Consider the following 19,628-nt stretch of genomic DNA (forward strand, 5'->3'; position numbering starts at 1 on the left):
TTATTTTATTTTATATTTTTTAAAAATTTGCTAAAATTAAGAGTCGCAAAATTTTCTGGATTCGGAGGAAAACAGCATGAAAGTCTTTCTGGATTTGATGTGGTTTTTTAAACAAGAAAAAAAATCCTATCTTACTGGAATTGCGGTCCTGTTAGTGGTGGCAGTGCTTCAATTGGTTCCCCCACGAGTGATAGGGATTGTCGTTGATAGTATTAAGGAGGGAGAACTTACATCCGGTGACCTGCTTCTTTGGGTTGTGATTCTGGCAGCAGCTGGTTTAAGTATGTATGGATTAAGATTTATCTGGAGGATTATGATCTTTGGTTCAGCGGTCAAGCTTTCCAAGCTCCTTCGTAATAAATTGTATCATCACTTTACGAAGATGACGCCGTCTTTCTACCAGAAGAGGCGTGTTGGAGACCTTATGGCCCATGCCACTAATGATCTTCAAGCGATTCAGATGACAGCCGGCCAGGGGGTTTTGACATTTGTTGATTCTCTCGCAACAGGAGGATTTGTGATTATAGCGATGGCTGCCACAATCAGCTGGAAATTGACTTTGATCGCTCTTATCCCGATGCCGTTTATGGCTCTGCTGACCAATTACTATGGCACACTATTACATAAGCGTTTCCACAAAGCCCAGGAGGCATTCTCTGCCCTTAACGATAAGACTCAGGAGAGTGTATCGGGGATTAAAGTCATCAAGACCTTCGGGCAGGAAAAAGAGGATATCGAATCCTTCAGGGATCAGTCAGAAGATGTAGTACAGAAGAATATTTCAGTTGCCCGGGTTGATTCATTATTCGATCCGACCATATCCATCATAGTCGGGATATCCTTCTTTTTATCTGTGGCGTTTGGTTCGAGGTTTGTAATTGCAGGTGAACTTACAATAGGCGAGCTTGTTTCCTTTACAACCTATTTAGGTTTGCTGATTTGGCCGATGCTTGCTTTTGGCTGGCTTTTTAACATAGTGGAAAGAGGCAGGGCATCATATGACCGGGTGGCCGGTCTCCTTGCAGAGAAAATTGAAATCGATGATAGTGATGATTCTTTGGATGTGAAGCCGACAGGTGACATCGAGTTCTCTATTGATCATTTTTCTTACCCTAATGAAGACGAGACTGTCCTGAAAGATATTCAATTTAAATTAAAACAGGGCGAAACACTGGGGATAGTAGGGAAGACAGGGGCAGGAAAGACGACGCTGCTTAAGATACTTATCAGGGAGTTTGAAGGTTATGAAGGAAGTGTCACGTTCGGTGGACATTCCATTAAAGATTATAAGTTAGAAAAGCTTAGAGAATCGCTTGGATATGTTCCACAGGATCATTTCTTGTTCTCAGCTACAATTGCAGAGAATATAGCTTTCACTAATCCTATGACAACAGAGGAAACGATAGAGAGAGCTGCTTCTTTAGCGCATATCCATGAAGACATCAAACAATTTACAGAAGGTTACCAAACCATAGTCGGTGAGCGTGGAGTTTCGCTGTCAGGCGGACAGAAACAAAGAATATCCATTGCCCGCGCACTCTTGATGGACCCTGAAGTCCTAATCCTGGATGATTCCCTTTCGGCTGTAGATGCCAAGACAGAAGAATCCATCCTGAAATCATTGAGAGAGAATCGTGAAGATAAAACGACTATCATTACAGCACACAGGTTAAGTGCCATTCAACATGCCAATTTAATTCTTGTGTTGGAAAACGGAGAAATATCCGAAAAGGGCACACATGATGAGTTGATGAAAAATGATGGCTGGTACAGGGAGATGTATATGCGCCAGCAATTAGAAGAATTAGTAGAGCATGGAGGGTAAACCTATGGAAAAAACAACGACCATGTCAGCAAAAGAACAGCGTCATGTCCTAAAGAGGTTATTAAGATATACCTTTCCACATAAAAAATCAATTTTTATTGCGTTTTTTCTATTGGCTTTAACAACACTCGGCGATGTCATTGGTCCATATCTAATCAAAGTCTTTATTGATGATTATTTAACACCAAGGAATTTCCCTTATACACCACTAGTAGGTCTGGGGGCAGCTTTTCTCGGCATTCAGATTGCCAATGTCGTCATTTCATACTTTCAGTTGTTGAAGTTTCAGGAAATTGCCCTGAAGATCATTCAGCAGCTGAGGGTGGATGTCTTTTCAAAAGTTCAAAACCTTGGGATGAGGTACTTCGATAAGACACCGGCAGGAGGGATTGTATCAAGGGTGACAAACGATACAGAGGCGATTAAAGATATGTTTGTCAGTGTGCTGGTAAGTTTTATTCAGGGAAGCTTCCTGATCATTGGGATATTCACGGCAATGTTTATTCTTAATGTCAAGCTGGCCTTGTTCTGCCTTTTTATCCTGCCTGTCCTTTTCATGATTATCAAAACTTACAGGAAGTACAGCTCCGTGTTCTATCAGGATTTAAGGGAACGGTTAAGCCAGCTCAATGCGAAGTTGAGTGAGTCGCTGCAGGGAATGGCGATTGTACAGGTGTTTCGCCAGGAAAAGCGGATGAGGAAAGAGTTCAGTGATATCAATGAAGGCCACTATAAAGCAGGGATGCGCAATATTAAAATGGATGGGCTTCTTCTTCGGCCCGCTATTGATTTGGTGTATATTTCTGCTTTGATACTGGTATTGTCTTACTTTGGTATCACCTCCTTTAATAGTCCGGTAGAAATCGGGGTTCTATATGCTTTCATTAATTACCTGGACCGTTTCTTTGAGCCGGTTAATAATGTAATGATGAGGCTGTCCATGTTCCAGCAGGCAATTGTGGCTTCCTCCCGGGTATTTACCCTGCTTGACGAAAAAGAGGAAACCCCGGCTCAAAAAAGCGGCAGTGAAGGAAATATAACAGATGCAGAAATCGAGTTCAGGGATATCACGTTTTCTTACGACGGTAAGAAAGATGTGCTGAAAAACATCTCGTTCACTGCAAAACCAGGGGAGACTGTAGCACTTGTCGGTCATACTGGGAGCGGAAAAAGCTCAATAATCAATTTGCTGATGAGATTCTATGAGTACAATCAAGGGGAAATCCTTATAGATGGGAAGTCCTTAAAGGATTACCCTATGGAAGAGCTGAGGGAAAAGGTAGGTTTGGTACTTCAAGACCCGTTTTTGTTCTATGGAACAGTCGAGGATAATATCAAGCTGCATGACAATGATATGACGGAAGAGGAAGTGAGGGCAGCTTCAGAGTTTGTTCAAGCACACACTTTCATTGAAAAACTTCCGGATGGATACTCCCATAAGGTTGTGGAACGGGGATCAACCTTTTCAAGCGGGCAAAGGCAGTTGATTGCTTTTGCCAGGACGATTGCCACAAATCCTAAGATTCTTGTCCTGGATGAAGCAACAGCCAATATCGATACTGAAACAGAAGATGCTATTCAGGAGGCGTTGGCCAAGATGAGAAAAGGAAGGACCACAATTGCCATTGCCCACAGGCTTTCTACTATTCAGGATGCTGATTGTATCCTGGTCCTTCATCAGGGAGAAATAGTAGAAAGGGGAAGCCATCAGGACCTCCTCTCCCAGAAAGGGTTGTATCATAAAATGTACTTGCTTCAGAATGGCCTTGTCGAAGGTATAGAAGACGCAGTAAGCTCGTAAAAAGTGGACCGCCAGCTTAAATATACACTTTCTGTTTTTAAGGAAGGAGGCAGCCGTAAGATGAGGCTGCCTTCTTTTTTTGTTTATCAACCCCTTCTGTAGTGTAAAGGCTACTATAAGAAAATTTTTAGAAAGGGGAATTATAGTATGAAGAAATTATCGTGTGCCTTGGGTTTATCTTTATTTCTATTAGCAGGATGCGGAACGGCTGAAGAAAGCACGGAAGCGAATCCGGCAGAGGCTGAGGCAGTAAAAGAAGTTCAGCAGGAAAATTATGAAACCGCTTCACATGAAACAAAAGTCAACGGAAACACGGAAAGCAATGATCAAATGACAAAAGAAAAAGCTGCGGATGTATTAAGCCAATATAAGGACACCTTTATGGAAGTGATAAACGCAGGACCTGAACTTGAAGAATATGAATCCAAAGAAGAAATCATCCAGCATTTTTCAACCATCATGACACCGGAGTATGCTGAAAGCCTAGCAGACACCTATATTAGGGAGGAGAATGGATCGTTATCAGTGGTAGCAACAGAAACACCACTTTGGCTGCGGGAGGACCAGAGCTATACTTTGACAGAGGTATCCGAAGAGGAATATGAAGTCATTCAACATATTAATAACCAATTGAGAGGACGAAAAGAAGTCACATTCACCTTGGTAATGGAAGATGATACATGGGTTGTCGGAAAGGTTGAAACCCGAAATGCTGAACAAGAAGATAAGTACAAAGCAGGTTCAGATGATAGGGTCGAAGGAGATATGAATCATAAATAACTATAAAAAGAGGCAAATGCGATACAGCTCGCTTTTGCCTCTTTTGTTTTTTTTATAGAGTTGCATGTTTAGCAACCAATGATGTCGATAGGGAAGATGATTTTATGAATTTACGGTTATAATGATTCAAAAGAGTATCAAGTTCCTGGCTGTATTTTATCGCCAGAGGTGAGTTAAGACCATTACTAGCTGCAACGTCTATTAACTGGGCGCGCTTTTTTTCTATTCTATCTAGTAGCTCTTGTTTACTCATGGCCTTAAGTCCTTTCTTGAAGAGTGGTCTCTTTTTTCTTTCAGTAATTCTACTAATAACTGTCACTGATATATAATAGTATAGCGAAAAGAACCTTTTTTTGAAAGAATTATTCTCAATTTTTATGAAAAAAGTAAAGAATTGTAAAGGTGCAGAGGCGATGTGGACAATAATAGGGGCTTTAAATCCGTACACAAATTGTTCACAGGAGTTTAACACCTACGGGCCAACGATGTCTGATACAATAAAAAAATAAAAGAATTCGTTTAGGAGTTGTGCTTATGGCTGATGTTAATATATTTTTAGCTTTTGGCGCCGGTTTTTTAAGTTTCATCTCGCCGTGCTGTCTGCCGCTCTATCCGGCGTTCCTTTCATACATAACAGGAATGTCAGTGAGTGACTTGAAAAATGAGAATGTTAAACTTCAGAAAAGGAGCTTGATTCATACAATCTTGTTCCTTATTGGGTTTTCGTCAATATTTGTGGTGTTGGGATTCAGTACCTCGTTCCTTGGAAACATCCTGTTCCAATATGAGGATATTATCCGCCAGATTGGGGCCATTTTTATCGTTATCTTTGGATTGATGGTAATAGGAGTTTTCCAGCCCCAGTTCCTGATGAAGGACAGGAAATTCGAGTTTAAGAATAGGCCTGCAGGATATATAGGCTCGGTTTTAATTGGTATGGCTTTTGCTGCCGGATGGACACCATGTACCGGTCCCATTTTGGGAGCAGTCATATCACTTGTCGGAACGAATCCCGGGTCTGGCATGCTTTACATGATCTCTTATGCACTCGGCTTCGCCATCCCGTTCCTTGTCTTATCATTCTTTGTTGGTAAGATGCAATGGATTAGAAAGAATAATGCTAAAATCATGAAGGTCGGCGGATATATTATGATTCTTGTCGGTATCATGCTCTTTTTTGACTGGCTCACTGCCATTATCATCTTCTTCAGTAAGATTACAGGAGGCTTTACAGGTTTTTAACAAACAGGAACATGTTTTTTTGGGTTTCCAGGTACAATGATTGAAGTACAAGATTGAAATGTGCAAAGAAAGAGTGCTATATTTGTAGGTGTAAATAATCAGAAAATTTCACTTTGAAAGAATATCCACACCCATGGTTGGAACGAGGAGGAACACCTGTGGCAACAGTACTAATAGTGGACGATGCTAAATTCATGCGGATGACACTGGGAAATATGCTTCAAAACAGTGAGCATCAAATAATCGGCGAAGCAGAGAATGGTATCCAGGCAATAGAAAAATACCGGGAGCTTCAACCGGATATCGTTACAATGGATATTACTATGCCGGAAATGACAGGAATCGAAGCTGTAAGGCAAATAGTCAAGAAATACCCTGAAGCCAAAATTATCATGTGTTCTGCAATGGGCCAGCAGAAACTTGTAGTCGAAGCAATCGAAGCAGGGGCAAAAGACTTTATCGTAAAACCTTTTGATGAGAGCCGCGTTGTCGAAGCAATAAATAGAGTATTAAATTAAACAAGCCCGATACCCGCAGCTGGTTCTGCGGGTATTATTTTTGCATTAGTGGAAGGAAGTTGCCTTCCAGTTTGTACGCCGCTTAACGGGGTACTTGCGCTTTTGGTTCGTCCAGCTCCAGTGGACAGCGACTAGCGGATTTCGGTCCCCTTCCTTCCGATAAGTCAACATCGAATCACTTCGTTCTTCGTGTTTCCTTTATCTCATGCAGTGGCCCTCCAATCCGTACGTCGCTAAACGGCCACTTGCGCTTTTGTGGTAATAGTCTATAATTAGTGTCGACACATGTAATTTATTTATAAAGGATGATAGATATGTCAATGACGATTGCTTCATCCATTATTGCGATTTGTATGGGATTTTTTGTGATTTTTATTCGAATGAAAGCACAGAAGAAGCCTGTCACTGCCAAGAAGATCATTCTGCCTCCGCTTTTTATGAGTACGGGTGCTATGATGTTTTTTATTCCCATGTTCAGGGTTACTTTGGCAGAAGTTGTAGAGGCTTTGATTGTAGGTATGATTTTTTCTATATTCCTCATCAAAACATCTCGTTTTGAAATTCGTGATAATGATATTTATCTGAAACGATCGAAAGCTTTTGCCTTTATACTAATCGGATTATTATTGGTTCGAATTGCAGCAAAGCTGGTACTGAGCAGCAGTATAGATTATGGACAACTGAGCGGAATGTTTTGGATTCTTGCCTTTGGGATGATTGTGCCTTGGCGGGTGGCCATGTATCTGCAGTACAAAAAGTTGTTAAATGATAAAGATGACCTGACGACGAATACGATTTAAGAGAACCGGTAACCTGTTTCTGGACAGGCAGCCGGTTTTTTAATGTCAGCAGATCTGCATGCTGTAACAAAAAATTTACTTTACAGTAAGACTCCTTCAAAGTAAGATTACCTAGATAGAATTGTGGAAAAAGGTTCTATCCTGAAAACCGATGAGTGAAATAAATGTTAATAGAATTAAATAATGACTGGGAAGAACAATTTTGAGGAGGATCCTTAAAAGAACGATAGATAAACAAAGATATTTTCCATTTAAGTAGATTTAAAATCAATTCATTACTTATCGGGCTGCAGCAAAGAGTTTGTATATTGATTTTGGGAGATGGAGTATTTGAACGATATCCTTATAGCTGTCATTTTGGGGATAATTGAAGGACTTACAGAATTTTTGCCTGTTTCTTCTACCGGCCATTTGATTTTGGCTGGGCACTTGCTTGATTTTACCGGAGAGAAAGAAAAGACATTCAGTATCTTTATTCAGCTTGGTGCAATATTGGCAGTAGTGGTTTTTTATTGGAGACGCTTCTTGACCATCATGAGATTCAATTTTAAAGAAGGACTGAACATCATTCATATTATTTGCGCGATGCTGCCTGCGGTGGTTGTCGGTCTTCTTCTGCATGACTTGATCAAAGAGTATTTGTTCTCTCCGCGCACAGTGGTGATTGCCCTTGCGGCAGGCGCACTGCTGCTCATCTATGCCGAGAAGAAGAATCATAAGGTTTCCACAGAGGACCTTGACGAATTAACGTATAAGCAAGCTTTCCGTATTGGTTTATTTCAGTGCCTGGCACTGTTCCCGGGTTTTTCAAGAGCAGGAGCGACAATTGCTGGCGGTGTGTTGAGCGGAGCGAATCATAAAACGGCTGCAGAGTTTTCTTTTTTAGTGGCTGTACCGATGATGGTTGCAGCAAGCGGTTTGGATTTATTCAAAAGCTATGAGGTCATCTCGGCAGCTGACATCGATTTATTCATAGCCGGTTTCTTTTCAGCGTTCATTGTAGCATTGATTGCCATCATGTCTTTCTTGAAGATTTTATCGAAAGTGAAATTGACACCTTTCGCTTATTATCGTTTTATCCTGGCAGCAGTTGTTGCTGTATTTATGTTTTAATAACATTGGATATTCTAGGCTGCTAATAAAAAAAGGTTGAGAACAGAAATTTCTGTTCTCAACCTTTTTTCTTTTTGTATTTTTTATAAATAACAAGTCCCGCCCCGAAAAAAATGATATATAGAATAATAGGGATAATCAAAATCGCGCTCATATGCACAAGATCCTTTCTTCTGCTCTAAAACAGATGCTCATATGGGGATACATCGATGTTCATCTCATCCAATTTCTGTCTGAGAAATTTATGATCCCTTTTAGGAGTGGCGATGATATATCCGCGGATGATCAGTTCCTGTGAAATCGAAGACGCTTTCTCTTTGAGAGCCAGTTCACCGATTTTACCTGCGATTTTCTGTTTTGCAACATCTCTGAATAATTCGGGAACAGGTGACACGAGTTCATTCAGTATATCTTTTTCATTAGGTCCCCATAACTGATAGGTTTGATTCACATAATATTCTTCCCAATCCAAATCAGATCGGCCATCCTCTTTCGGCATTCTTTTCAGGAACTTCCTGAACATGAAGAAACCGCCGATAGCAAATAAAGAAATAAGGACGACTACCCAGAAGAGGATGAAGATTAAAAACCAGCCTTCTAATTGCACGCTTTTTCACCTCATATATTTATAAAAGCCAATTATCGTCTTTCATTATAGACAAGGTAAGGGAATGTGACAAGTATCAGCGCATAAATCCCTGCAAACACTTTAGTGCGTTAAAGTGGTGAAAGGGACAGTCCCCCTTAGTACTTTAGAGCGGTAAAGCAAGAATTTTAAATATTTCATAAGGATATTATTCCATTTTTTAAAAGAGATGGTATACTGATTTTAAGATAATTGTGCGAAAATTGGGATAAAATACGAATTAGGATCGAAGGGTGACGAAATGAGTCGATACCGGGGCCGTCTTACAGCATTCTTTATGGTAACAATATTTGTAATAGCATGGGATTATATCTTTTACCTTGTACTTGATAATAATCTCAATTTAGTGGTGGATATTGTTTATACGATTATAATACTCGGTGCCGGCATCTGGCTGGGTGGATATTATGATCGGCATCAAAGGTATCTGGAAAAATTGAAGAAGAGTGAAGAGAAGTACCGTACATTGTCAGATGAAATGGGGTTGGTATTGGAAAAAATAGATGAAGTTGTATTCAGGACTGATGATCTTGGCCATTTTCAATTCCTGAACCCGGCCTGGGAAACTTTTTCAGGGTACACGGTAAAAGAAAGCCTGAACGCGAATGCACTTCATTTTTTGCCTCTTCAACAGCGTCATGAAGTCCAGCCTATCATCAGGGGATGTATTAAAGAAAAGACGGATCGGACGAAAGTGGAAATCCTCTACCGAATGAAAGATGGAGGGAACTTTTGGGCGGAACTTCACCTTAAATTCAATTATGATGAAAAAGGGAATTTCCAGGGAACCATTGGTACCATTTCAGATATAACCCACAGAGTTTATGCGGAAGAGGAGTTAATCGAAATAAATGAAAACCTTGCAGTCCAATCACAAAAACTCTCGATTGCGGGGCAGCTGGCTGCAGGTATCGCCCACGAAGTCAGAAACCCCCTAACGGCTATCAACGGCTTTCTCCAATTAATGAAAGCTGACTCCAATACCAATCAGTATTACTTAGACATCATCTTTACCGAAATCAAACGGATTGAACTGGTTTTAAGTGAGCTGTTGATGCTGGCAAAGCCGCAGGCTGTCCATTTCAAGGAGAAAAACGTCGTCCAAATAATCCAGCAAGTGACAGCTCTGCTTCAGACGAATGCCACCTTATTCGATGTTTCGATACATTCACAATTCACAAAAAATGATTTATATATCAGATGTGATGAAAATCAGATCAAGCAGGTCTTTATCAATTTAATAAAAAATGCCATTGAAGCCCAGCCCGCTGGAGGGAATATCTACATATCTGCAAGTGAACTGAATGGTCAGGTATTACTCACTTTTCAAGATGAAGGAGAAGGAATGGACGAAAACACCCTTAATAAGCTTGGCGAGCCATTCTATACAACGAAAGAAAAAGGGACTGGCCTTGGATTTATGGTTTGTCTAAGAATCTTGAAAGATCACCATGGATCCATCCATGTCCAAAGTGAAAAAGGAAAAGGCACTACCTTTGACATTTCATTACCTGCAGCCCTTCCAAAGAAATCGAGGAGAGGAAAACAAGCAGCCAATGAAATGGTATAAAAAGCTGTAAAGATACAGACCGTAGCCCCCACTCCCAACTTATGGGTGGGGGCTATATTTATGTTATGATCGTTGATTATTAATTCTGTTATGGACCACGGTGTGTAAGTAAGCATCATCTGATTTCGTAAAGGTTTCCTTTACAAACTATTCTTCTGTGTGCGCAAGCCAACAATATTGTTTTCTCTCGATATTTTTCAAAGTCTTTTGTTCAATTAGCTTTAGATAACAATGTATTGATTGGAGCGGAAGGTGCACGACCTCCTGCGGACTAGCGGGACAGGTGTGACCCCGCAGGCGAAGCCGAGGAGGCTCACCGCCCGCCCCGCGGAGTCGTGCGCCTGGAGCGGAAATCAATTATTTCAATCTTATAAGCCCGATTAAACCATATTTGTATTTACGATTCTAAAGTACATAAAACTATCACCATACTCCTTTTATGGAAAAAATTGCAGTTATCAGCTTTGGAAACATCAAAGTTTAAACGAAACAAAAACGGGAAAGTAAAAAATAAGCTAATAAATAAAAATAGTTTAGGAGGATGTTAATCTATGACACAAACTGTTTCTTATAACAATACGAATGTTTCATCAACAAATGAAGAGGAAAAGAACGGTAAACTCGTAAAAGGAATGGTGCTTGGCGCTGTGGTTGGTGGAGCCATCGCCATGCTGGATTCAACAACAAGAAATAAAGTGGTTTCCAACACAAAGAACATGAAAGATTCCACAATGGATATGGCGAGCCAGGTCAAAAATGATCCATCAGGCGTCAAAAATGATCTTCAGGACCGCCTGAAATCTGCATCATCTGTATTAAAAGAAGCAATTCATGATGCTCAAAATTTATATGAAAAAGTAAACGGCGATATTGTCGGCCAAGTAAACCAGGTGAAAGATGAATCAACTGAAATCCTTTCAACAGCTAAAGAAGCAACATCAGACCTGAAAGACATTGGCGGCAAGGTGAAAGAAGCCGGCGAAGAAGTGATGGATGAAAATCACAACCAATCACAAACCAATTCGAATAGCGGCTCAAGCAACAACACTACAAACTACAACAACAGCAGCTCTTCAAATAACAATTCTGACAGCAAAATTCCAGGTCAGCTGGGATAAAAAACCGGTTTTTACCGGTTTTTTATTTTTGTTCACCTAATTATCCTTCTTTTTCTGTTTTCATCCGTATGAGCCCGATCATGGCTCTGACAAATAAAAACGTTCCACTTAAAGATAAGAGGGTATATAACCAATTCCATCCATTTTTATATTTAATAAGATTCGTTTTATTTTCCAGCCACTGTTCTACGATAGTCATTGGAATACTGAAGTAGAAGACTCTTTTTATGATGGAATTCAACCCATTCTGGTATGTGAGCTGGTTATAATATACACAAGTGATCGGGAATAAAAGATAGTCAAAGATGAAGCTGGTATCGAATATTTTAAAAAGTTTTACAGGATACCTCACGTATCCCTTTTTGACCATGACATTGTCCAGAATGGATGATAAAAATCCCTTTAAAAGAAAAATGATGATCCAATCTTTTACTGGTGGTTTCCGAACCAGATTAACCAATGAAATCAATCCGAATAGCAGCAAAAATATTAAAAGGCTCTGTTCATTCCGCTTCCTCATCTGACTTCCTCCCCGAGGCGTATTTAGTAGAAAAAAAATAGTATTTATGCGAAAATCTTGATGGAAGTTAAGTCGTTATCATAGCTATTAATTTTTACTGCCGCCCAAAATATATACATGGCAGCAGAATCATTATGGAAGTTAAATTGAAGTCAGGCGGGTTGCGAAAATGGGTTTATTAGTAGATCTTAGCGGCGTCATTATCGGCATAGTGCTTATTGTTGCTGCATACCGGATGTACAAGAAGGGGAAAGAACAATAAATACAAGAAAGTCCTTAAAGCTCATGGCCTTAAGGACTTTTTCTATGTATACAGGTATTAATTTAAATTTGGCGGGACTGCCTGGGAATCGAACCCAGCGGAGACGGCACGCGCCTCCCAAGCGGTTTTGAAGACCGAGGCATGCACCAGCAACACAATCAGCCCCATGTAATGAACATGCTCTATTATGGAGCAGAATCATGACTTTTTCAAGTAACAAGTTCTGGTCAGTTATATTCAGAAATGAGGTAATATTTTCAAGATTTAAACTTTAGCGAAATGGAGGAATATTCCTTTACCTCTCCCCGAAGAGCATGATAAGATACATATCGGCTGAAACATGGAAAGCTGCCTTGTAATAAGCGCACTTACATAAATTTTGCCGAAATTCTACTCAACAAGAACATTCGAGAAAGGATGAAGGAAATGAAAAAATTATGGTGGTTAGGATTGGCTATTTTGTTAGCGGTTGCAGGTTGTGCAAACAACAGTGAAAACGATGCAGCTGGCAATAATACAGCAGATAATGCAGAAGATACAGAGGCAACAGAAGAAACAGCTGATGCTTCAGGCGCAATGATGGACTTCTACTTGAACATGACAAGCACGCTTAACGGGATCGATAATGAGTTGAACGATTACGAAGCTGCGATGGGTGGAGAAGAAGCACCGACTGCAGAAATGAAAACGGCAGCTGCTGAATCTGCAAAAGCTTCAAGTGAAGCAGTAAAAGGCTTTGAAGTATCAGGGGATCTTTCACAATATGAGGAAGAACTTGAAACATTCAAAACAACACTTGCTGAGTCTTATGATATGAAAGCGGCTGAGCTTGAAAAAGAAGAAGTGAACTTCGATGCTGCAAATGAAAAATTCGCAGAAGCTGAAGAGCAAATCGGAAGCCTTCTTGAAGAAGCTGGACTTGTAAAATCAAGCCTTAGCAATGACATTAATGGTTAATGCATGACAGTAAAAGGATTGTCCCAATCAGGGGGCAGTCCTTTTTTTTGTTAATAAAGGCAGGCTGGGACCGGCATATCCCTAATCTCAAATTTTCAGGGAACCCGTTAATTCATGCCATCTCCCAGTACTGTAACAACCCGGAAGGAATCTCTGATATAATACAAATAGAATATCTGTTCGAGAGGTGAAGGGAATGAAGTTTATACATACAGCCGACTGGCATTTGGGCAAGCTGGTTCACGGGATTTATATGACGGAACAACAGCGGGAAGTCCTGTATCAATTTGTGAATTTAGTAGAAGAAGAGAAGCCGGATGCAGTAGTCATTGCGGGAGATTTATATGATCGCTCTGTACCGCCTACGGAAGCGGTCGAATTGCTGGACGAAATCCTCTACAAAATTAATGTGGAACTTAAAACACCTGTTATTGCTATTTCCGGTAACCATGACAGTGCAGAGAGACTATCATTCGGTACTTCATGGTACAGGCAAAGCAGATTGTATCTCAAAGGGAAACTTACAAATGATTTCTCACCGGTACAAATAGAGGGAGTAAACTTCCATTTGATCCCTTATGCTGAACCGGGTATCGTCAAACAGCTTTTACAGGATGATTCGATTCATTCCCACCATGATGCTATGAAAGCTCTTATTGGTGAAATAGAGAAGAATATGGATCCTTCAGAACCGCATGTATTTGTTGGACATGCCTTTGTATTGGGAGGAAAGACATCTGATTCTGAAAGAACTTTGTCTGTAGGAGGATCAGGATGTGTGGGAGCGGAGCTGTTTGAACCGTTCCATTATACTGCTCTTGGCCATTTGCACAGCCCGGATGCCATTAAGCATGAAAAGGTAAAGTATTCCGGATCTCTATTAAAATACTCTTTTTCTGAAGCTAAACAAAGAAAGGCTGTCTCGATTGTCGAGATCGATCACAAAGGAAATATCTCGATGGAGGAAAAGACTCTTACTCCAAAACAGGATATGAGGGAGATTGCAGGCCGCTTGGAAGAACTGTTGGACCCTCAATACTTTCAGCAACAGAAAACAGATGATTTCCTGAAAGTCATCCTTCATGATGAGGGTGCATTGATTGATCCAATCAATAAATTACGTCAGGTCTACCCGAATGTCCTTCATTTGGAAAGAAAAGTGGAACAGTATGATTTGAGAGTGAAAGACGATTATTCAACGGTTAGGGATGAAAAGAAAACAGAGCTGGAACTCTTTGAACAGTTTTATGATGAAATGACAACTTCTGAATTCACAGAAGAAAAAAAGCAGATCATGATCAGTGTTATTGAGAAGGCAAAGAAGGAGGCTGAAAAGAAATGAAACCTTTAAAATTAACGATGCAGGCGTTCGGCCCTTACCCTGCTGCAGAGACGATTGATTTTCAGCTCCTTGGAAATAGAACCATGTTTGTTATATCAGGGAAAACGGGGTCAGGAAAGACCACCATCTTTGATGGTATTTCTTTTGCTATCTACGGAAAGGCATCAGGAGAAGACAGGAACGGCAGCGATCTCCGCAGTCAGTTTGCCAATGATAATGATTTAACGGAAGTGTCACTGACATTTTCATTGCGCGGAAAGAACTATCACATTATTCGTTCCCCTCAACAGGAAAAGAAAAAAGCCAGGGGTGAAGGATTTACGACGGTAACAGCCAAAGCGGAATTTTACGCTGTTGATAAAAATGGGGAGATGCAGCTTTTGGCAGCAAACGTGCGGGATGTTGATGAGAAAATCAAAGAGATCATTCAACTTGATGCGAATCAATTCAGACAGATCCTCATGATTCCCCAAGGAGAATTCAGGAAGCTGCTGACCTCTGACAGCAAAGATAAAGAAGCGATACTGCAACGACTTTTTCATACTGAATTTTATAAGACGATCCAGGATAAGTTGAAGGAAGAAAGCGACCTTTTAAAACGCGACGTTGAGAAAGCTGTTGAGGATAGGACGAGACGCCTCTTGGGTATACAACCGGAAGACAATCAAGAACTAAGGGATCTTATGCTGGAAGAGCCTTTAAATGATCAATTGATTTTGGAAAAACTCAAAAAGCATATAGAAAAGATGAAAGAAGATTTGAACCAATTAAACCAATCCTATGAAAGTAAACAGAAAGATAGGGACCAGCTCCAAAAACAAATCGTCCAAGCTCAAAAGTTAGTGGAGCAATTTGAAAAAAGAAAGATTCTTCGTGAACAAAAGCTCGCTCTTGAAAAGAAGCAAGGAGAAATTGAGGAGATAAAAGTAGAAGTAAAGAAGGCCTATCAAGCTGATAAACTGGTACAGCAGGATGAGTATTGCCACAGGCTGAACCGCGAATTAAAGGCTGTCAAACACGAACTGGAAAAGTATGTTGCAGAACAACAGGAATTATCCCGTCACATGGACGATGCCCGTGAAAATTGGGAAAACGAGCAGCAAAAGGAAGAAGAACGGGAGAGAGCTGCGAAGAAGGTAAATACACTTGAAAGCATGACAGAAGATGTCTATTCACTGGGGCAGCTTGAGGATGAAGTAAAAGAGTTGGACGAGAAAAGAAATCATTTAAAAAATGAAGTCGGCCGGTTGATGGCAGAACTTAACGAAAAAAGGACTCTCCATAATGAACTGGAGAAAAGAAAAACCGACCTGGAAAATATCCGCTTGAAAGCATTTGAAACAGAAAAGTTTATCTCCAGACTGCAGGCAGAGGAGAAGTTGCTGCTTCAATTGAAAAAATTAACCGATGAAGTCAAAAGCTTAGAAAATGTTCTTTCAAAACGACAGGAACAACAGCAATCGGCATCCAAAGAACTTGATGATGCCCGCTCGACTTTAACCTGGCTTGAAGACAAATGGAATAGAGCACAGGCCGGCATCCTAGCGTCTCAGCTTGGAAAGGACGAGCCCTGTCCTGTATGCGGATCTGACCATCATCCAAATCTTGCCCATCTTCAGGAAGACCTTCCGGATGATAAAGATCTTAAGGCAGCCAAATCCATGGTCATGGAAAAGGAAAAAAAGGTGAATGAGGCAAACAGGGCATTCTATGAAATCGAAGCAAAACATGCCGCTGCCATTTCACAGAAACAAGAAGCTTTAGAAGAAACCTTGAAGATACGCGAAGGCTTCAAAGAAAAAGATACTGACCTGGAAGTTCAAACATTGCATAGCAAATTGACAGAACAGAACAGGCAGTTGAAAGAATACACCCTGAATTTGGATGGGTACAATGGCTTGCTGCAGCGTATAGAAGAGATTAAAACGGCTATTGCCAAGAAAGAAAATCAGCTGGAAAAGCTGAAAGGGGATGAACTCGGTTTCTCAGAGGCCTTTCATGCAAAAAACGGAGTGTTGGACAGCAGACGAGCAGCCATTCCTGCTGAAATCCGGACAAGGGAAAAATTTAATGCAGCATTGAAAGCGGCACAGTATGAGCTGAAAACGTTGAGATCATCTTATGAAAAAGCTCAGGAGATATATAACCGCTTGACGAAAGAAGTCTCAATCAATGAGGTTCAGGTAAAGGATAAACAAAAATCTGCCTCTAAGTTAAAGGCCGAAATGGAGGAAGAGCGGAATAAATTTCTTAAAATCCTTGATGAACAAGGGTTTGAAAACTATAAAGCTTTTCAGGAAGCCAAAAGAACTGAATCAGAAATTAATTCGCTCGAAAAGAAGGTAACCAGTTACGGAGAAGAAGTTCGCTCTGTCCATGACAGGCTGGAGGAGTTGGAAAAATCCCTTCAGGATACAGAGGAACCTCAGTTGGAAAAACTTCAGCAATCATTCGCTGAAATGAATGAGGAACTTAAGAAATTGAATGAAGAATACAATTCAATGAAGATGAAAATATCGGAAAATGGCTCCATCCTGGAGTATGTCCATCATCTTAACGAACAGATGAAATCCCTGGAAGAAAGGTATAGCATCGCAGGTCACCTTTCAGAAATGGCAAGGGGCCAAAATGGTCATCGCTTGACTTTTGAACGTTATGTATTGGCTTCATTCCTTGAAGACATTCTGCTGGTGGCAAACGACAGATTGATGAAGATGACATCAGGAAGATACAGGCTGATCAGAAAAAAAGACCGAAGTAAAGGAAATGTACAAAGCGGTTTGGAACTTCTAGTCTTCGATCAGTACACTGGTCAGGACCGGCATGTTAAAACCCTTTCCGGCGGTGAGAGCTTTAAAGCGGCTTTATCATTGGCCTTGGGACTTGCCGATGTCGTTCAGCAGTATGCTGGAGGCGTTTCCCTGGAGACAATGTTTATTGATGAAGGGTTCGGTACTCTCGATCCCGAATCACTTGACCATGCAATAGAAGCATTGATGGATATCCAGAGCAGCGGCCGCCTTGTCGGGCTTATATCGCACGTACCTGAGCTGAAAGAGAGAATCGACGCCCGTCTTGAAGTCATCGCTTCCCAAAATGGAAGCACTACAGAATTTCATTTTTTAGCATAATTTTTCAGAGGGCCTGGTAGGATATCAGGTCCTCTTTTATTTTCACTTTAATTTGGAATAAGTTTCTAATAAGATAGAACTATCATATAAAAATGGCAGGTGATTTATGTAATGAAATTATTCTTTTTTGTATTGATTATCCTCCTGGCTGCGGCTGCTTCCTTCGTTTGGAGCTGGAAGCGTCTGCTTGACTTCAATAGTTATAAGAAGCCATTCATTGAGGGGACTGTATTTAATTTCATCATCATGCTCCTGGGTTCACTATGGTGGTTTTTTACAGAAAACAATTATGAAGACCAACTTACAGGGGTTTTCTATTTTCTGGTCTCCTTTCTTGTAATAATGGTGTTGAATGGATTTATTCAGGCCTACTTATTCTCTAAAAGAAAGGAAACTTCCTCATGAACAAAGTCGGAATCGATGCAGGGGGCACATTAACGAAGGTGGTTTATCATGAAAGGGGACTGCGGCATTTTAAAATATTTCCTTCCAATGACATAGGCTCGTTAAGTCAATGGATTCAATGGTTGTCACCATCCTCCGAGTATTATGTTACAGGCGGGAAAGCAGGCAAGGTTAAAAATTTATTGAAAACGGCTGTACAGATTCCAGAATTTGAGGCCGTTTGTAAAGGATCGGCAGTCCTGCTATCTGAAGAACACCAGATTGGCGGCCCATTTATTTTAGTTAATATCGGAACTGGGACGTCTATGTTTTTGGTAGATCAGGAGAAACAGGAATATAGACGGCTTATAGGAACGGGCTTAGGAGGAGGTACCCTTTTGGGACTTGGAAAAATTTTATCAGGCCTGGATTCCTTTAGGGATATCATATCTTTGGCTGCGTCTGGGAAAAGAGAAAATGTCGATTTGCTGGTCAAGGACCTTTATGAAGATGGGGATACACCTATCCCGGGGCGCCTTACAGCCGCAAACTTTGCCGGGGACTATAAGGGGAAAGGGAATCCAAATGATTCTCTTAGATCGCTTATTAACATGATTGCAGAAAATACAGTTCTTCTTGCTGCCCGTTTGGCAGAAATGGAAGGAACGAAAACAATCTTGTTTACCGGAGGTGCCCTGGCCGGAAACCATTTATTGAAAACAGATCTTTCTCAATTTCAAGATATACTCCAATATGAACCAGTATTCTTAGCAAATGGAGCATTTTCTGGCGCGGTTGGATGCATCATAAACAGTTAGGCTCATATCCCTTCACAAAATATTCAAGTATAATTTTCTATACTGATTGTTTTCAGCAATTGATTAAACTAACATAGAAAGCATAGATGTTAAGGTACAAAAGTGTGTGGAGGGATTTCTTTGCTGAAAAAATACAAAGTACTGGTCTTTATACTGGTCTCTGCTGCAATTCTGGCCGCTTGTGGAAATGGCGGTTTCAAAGCAGACCATAATTGGGAAGTCCAGGATTTCAGTTATACCAATCAAAATAATGAAACAGTTAGTCTGGATGATTTAAAGGGTAAGGTGTGGCTGGCGGATTTCATTTTCACCAATTGTGAAACGGTCTGTCCCCCAATGACCTACAATATGACTCTTCTTCAGGAAAAGCTTAAAGAAAAAGGCATTGAAGATTACCGGATCGTTTCTTTCAGTGTTGATCCGGAAGTCGATACTCCTGAGGCTTTGTCCGAATATATCAGCAAGTATGATGCTGATACAAGCAAGTGGGATTTATTGACCGGCTATACGCAAGACCACATATCTACTTTTGCTGAGAAATCATTCAAGTCCCTTGTTGCTGATGATCCGAACACAGATCAGGTTGTCCATCAGACAAGCTTCTATCTGGTAAACCAGGAGGGTGTGACGGTGAAAAGCTACACTGGATATGAAGATGTTCCATTCGATCAAATCGCTTTGGATATGGAAGCGTTGATCGAAGAAGGAAAAGACTAATCGAAAAAGGACTGCCGAAGAGGCGGTCCTTTTTACATGTTATAAATGCCGTTCTTTGAAGGAATAGCTCCTTTTTCCATCACG

General features: G+C 40.7%; 18 protein-coding genes and 1 tRNA gene. 15 read left to right on the forward strand and 4 right to left on the reverse strand.

Features of this window, described 5'->3' with window-relative positions:
- Window positions 1-76 precede the first annotated feature (76 nt).
- The 3 genes from ACOJQI_RS08550 (at window position 77) to ACOJQI_RS08560 (ending at window position 4,406) form a co-directional block, all read left to right on the forward strand.
- Complete coding sequence (locus tag ACOJQI_RS08550; RefSeq protein ID WP_421384806.1) at window positions 77-1,825, forward strand: ABC transporter transmembrane domain-containing protein; 1,749 nt, start codon at window positions 77-79, stop codon at window positions 1,823-1,825.
- A gap of 4 nt (window positions 1,826-1,829) precedes the next feature.
- Window positions 1,830-3,626, forward strand: a complete 1,797-nt coding sequence (locus tag ACOJQI_RS08555) for an ABC transporter ATP-binding protein (protein ID WP_421384807.1) — start codon at window positions 1,830-1,832, stop codon at window positions 3,624-3,626.
- Window positions 3,627-3,773: 147 nt separating this feature from the next.
- Complete coding sequence (locus ACOJQI_RS08560; RefSeq protein ID WP_421384808.1) at window positions 3,774-4,406, forward strand: hypothetical protein; 633 nt, start codon at window positions 3,774-3,776, stop codon at window positions 4,404-4,406.
- Window positions 4,407-4,458: 52 nt separating this feature from the next.
- Here ACOJQI_RS08560 and ACOJQI_RS08565 read toward each other — a convergent pair whose 3' ends face one another.
- Window positions 4,459-4,659 carry a Spo0E family sporulation regulatory protein-aspartic acid phosphatase gene (locus tag ACOJQI_RS08565; protein WP_421384809.1) on the reverse strand — a complete coding sequence of 67 codons (201 nt, stop codon included), beginning with the start codon at window positions 4,657-4,659 and terminating at the stop codon, window positions 4,459-4,461.
- A 281-nt stretch (window positions 4,660-4,940) separates the two neighbouring features.
- Between ACOJQI_RS08565 and ACOJQI_RS08570 the strand changes: the two genes are divergently transcribed.
- From ACOJQI_RS08570 to bacA, 4 genes are all read left to right on the forward strand, one after another.
- Window positions 4,941-5,648, forward strand: a complete 708-nt coding sequence (locus ACOJQI_RS08570) for a cytochrome c biogenesis CcdA family protein (RefSeq protein WP_421384810.1) — start codon at window positions 4,941-4,943, stop codon at window positions 5,646-5,648.
- 158 nt (window positions 5,649-5,806) lie between these two features.
- Entirely contained in the window at window positions 5,807-6,166 is a 360-nt protein-coding gene (locus ACOJQI_RS08575; protein ID WP_421384811.1) for a response regulator, read from the forward strand.
- Between the two features lie 320 nt (window positions 6,167-6,486).
- Complete coding sequence (locus ACOJQI_RS08580) at window positions 6,487-6,966, forward strand: CcdC family protein (protein ID WP_421385430.1); 480 nt, start codon at window positions 6,487-6,489, stop codon at window positions 6,964-6,966.
- Between the two features lie 330 nt (window positions 6,967-7,296).
- The gene (gene bacA, locus ACOJQI_RS08585) at window positions 7,297-8,079 is read left to right on the forward strand and encodes an undecaprenyl-diphosphate phosphatase (RefSeq protein WP_421384812.1); all 783 of its coding nucleotides are present in this window, start codon (window positions 7,297-7,299) and stop codon (window positions 8,077-8,079) included.
- Window positions 8,080-8,257: 178 nt separating this feature from the next.
- Here bacA and ACOJQI_RS08590 read toward each other — a convergent pair whose 3' ends face one another.
- A complete protein-coding gene (locus tag ACOJQI_RS08590; RefSeq protein WP_421384813.1) occupies window positions 8,258-8,686 on the reverse strand; it encodes a DUF2621 domain-containing protein in 429 nt (142 codons plus the stop codon).
- Window positions 8,687-8,966: 280 nt separating this feature from the next.
- Between ACOJQI_RS08590 and ACOJQI_RS08595 the strand changes: the two genes are divergently transcribed.
- Both ACOJQI_RS08595 and ACOJQI_RS08600 read left to right on the forward strand, forming a co-directional pair.
- On the forward strand, window positions 8,967-10,295 hold the full coding sequence (locus tag ACOJQI_RS08595) for an ATP-binding protein (RefSeq protein ID WP_421384814.1): 1,329 nt from the start codon (window positions 8,967-8,969) through the stop codon (window positions 10,293-10,295).
- Window positions 10,296-10,846: 551 nt separating this feature from the next.
- Window positions 10,847-11,413 (forward strand): YtxH domain-containing protein, encoded by a 567-nt coding sequence (locus ACOJQI_RS08600; RefSeq protein ID WP_421384815.1) that lies wholly within the window; start codon window positions 10,847-10,849, stop codon window positions 11,411-11,413.
- Window positions 11,414-11,453: 40 nt separating this feature from the next.
- Here ACOJQI_RS08600 and ACOJQI_RS08605 read toward each other — a convergent pair whose 3' ends face one another.
- Both ACOJQI_RS08605 and ACOJQI_RS08610 read right to left on the reverse strand, forming a co-directional pair.
- Window positions 11,454-11,933, reverse strand: coding sequence for a CBO0543 family protein (locus ACOJQI_RS08605; RefSeq protein ID WP_421384816.1), 480 nt, complete (start codon window positions 11,931-11,933; stop codon window positions 11,454-11,456).
- Between the two features lie 331 nt (window positions 11,934-12,264).
- Window positions 12,265-12,361, reverse strand: a tRNA-Sec gene (locus tag ACOJQI_RS08610).
- 260 nt (window positions 12,362-12,621) lie between these two features.
- Between ACOJQI_RS08610 and ACOJQI_RS08615 the strand changes: the two genes are divergently transcribed.
- The 6 genes from ACOJQI_RS08615 (at window position 12,622) to ACOJQI_RS08640 (ending at window position 19,544) form a co-directional block, all read left to right on the forward strand.
- Window positions 12,622-13,152: a hypothetical protein gene (locus ACOJQI_RS08615; protein ID WP_421384817.1), complete on the forward strand. Its 531-nt coding sequence runs from the start codon at window positions 12,622-12,624 to the stop codon at window positions 13,150-13,152.
- A 196-nt stretch (window positions 13,153-13,348) separates the two neighbouring features.
- Window positions 13,349-14,494 (forward strand): exonuclease SbcCD subunit D, encoded by a 1,146-nt coding sequence (locus ACOJQI_RS08620; protein WP_421384818.1) that lies wholly within the window; start codon window positions 13,349-13,351, stop codon window positions 14,492-14,494.
- Entirely contained in the window at window positions 14,491-17,625 is a 3,135-nt protein-coding gene (locus tag ACOJQI_RS08625; protein WP_421384819.1) for an AAA family ATPase, read from the forward strand. The genes ACOJQI_RS08620 and ACOJQI_RS08625 overlap by 4 nt, the downstream gene beginning before the upstream one ends.
- Before the next feature lie 111 nt (window positions 17,626-17,736).
- Entirely contained in the window at window positions 17,737-18,030 is a 294-nt protein-coding gene (locus tag ACOJQI_RS08630) for a hypothetical protein (RefSeq protein ID WP_421384820.1), read from the forward strand.
- A complete protein-coding gene (locus ACOJQI_RS08635) occupies window positions 18,027-18,827 on the forward strand; it encodes a type II pantothenate kinase (protein ID WP_421384821.1) in 801 nt (266 codons plus the stop codon). Before ACOJQI_RS08630 ends, ACOJQI_RS08635 begins: the two co-directional genes overlap by 4 nt.
- A gap of 120 nt (window positions 18,828-18,947) precedes the next feature.
- Entirely contained in the window at window positions 18,948-19,544 is a 597-nt protein-coding gene (locus tag ACOJQI_RS08640; RefSeq protein ID WP_421384822.1) for an SCO family protein, read from the forward strand.
- Window positions 19,545-19,628 lie beyond the last annotated feature (84 nt).

Origin of the sequence: Bacillus salacetis, assembly GCF_049177075.1 — a bacterium.
Classification (GTDB): Bacteria; Bacillota; Bacilli; order Bacillales; family Bacillaceae_B; genus Rossellomorea; species Rossellomorea salacetis_A.

Excerpts from the sequence above, each read along its gene's own strand:
- ACOJQI_RS08630 (WP_421384820.1), top strand. The coding sequence starts at position 17,737 with ATGAAATTATTCTTTTTTGTATTGATTATCCTCCTGGCTGCGGCTGCT.
- ACOJQI_RS08600 (WP_421384815.1), top strand. The coding sequence starts at position 10,847 with ATGACACAAACTGTTTCTTATAACAATACGAATGTTTCATCAACAAAT.
- ACOJQI_RS08635 (WP_421384821.1), top strand. The coding sequence starts at position 18,027 with ATGAACAAAGTCGGAATCGATGCAGGGGGCACATTAACGAAGGTGGTT.
- ACOJQI_RS08615 (WP_421384817.1), top strand. The coding sequence starts at position 12,622 with ATGAAAAAATTATGGTGGTTAGGATTGGCTATTTTGTTAGCGGTTGCA.
- ACOJQI_RS08620 (WP_421384818.1), top strand. The coding sequence starts at position 13,349 with ATGAAGTTTATACATACAGCCGACTGGCATTTGGGCAAGCTGGTTCAC.
- ACOJQI_RS08580 (WP_421385430.1), top strand. The coding sequence starts at position 6,487 with ATGACGATTGCTTCATCCATTATTGCGATTTGTATGGGATTTTTTGTG.
- ACOJQI_RS08570 (WP_421384810.1), top strand. The coding sequence starts at position 4,941 with ATGGCTGATGTTAATATATTTTTAGCTTTTGGCGCCGGTTTTTTAAGT.
- ACOJQI_RS08555 (WP_421384807.1), top strand. The coding sequence starts at position 1,830 with ATGGAAAAAACAACGACCATGTCAGCAAAAGAACAGCGTCATGTCCTA.
- ACOJQI_RS08565 (WP_421384809.1), bottom strand. The coding sequence starts at position 4,659 with ATGAGTAAACAAGAGCTACTAGATAGAATAGAAAAAAAGCGCGCCCAG.
- ACOJQI_RS08625 (WP_421384819.1), top strand. The coding sequence starts at position 14,491 with ATGAAACCTTTAAAATTAACGATGCAGGCGTTCGGCCCTTACCCTGCT.
- ACOJQI_RS08605 (WP_421384816.1), bottom strand. The coding sequence starts at position 11,933 with ATGAGGAAGCGGAATGAACAGAGCCTTTTAATATTTTTGCTGCTATTC.
- ACOJQI_RS08595 (WP_421384814.1), top strand. The coding sequence starts at position 8,967 with ATGAGTCGATACCGGGGCCGTCTTACAGCATTCTTTATGGTAACAATA.
- ACOJQI_RS08550 (WP_421384806.1), top strand. The coding sequence starts at position 77 with ATGAAAGTCTTTCTGGATTTGATGTGGTTTTTTAAACAAGAAAAAAAA.
- ACOJQI_RS08560 (WP_421384808.1), top strand. The coding sequence starts at position 3,774 with ATGAAGAAATTATCGTGTGCCTTGGGTTTATCTTTATTTCTATTAGCA.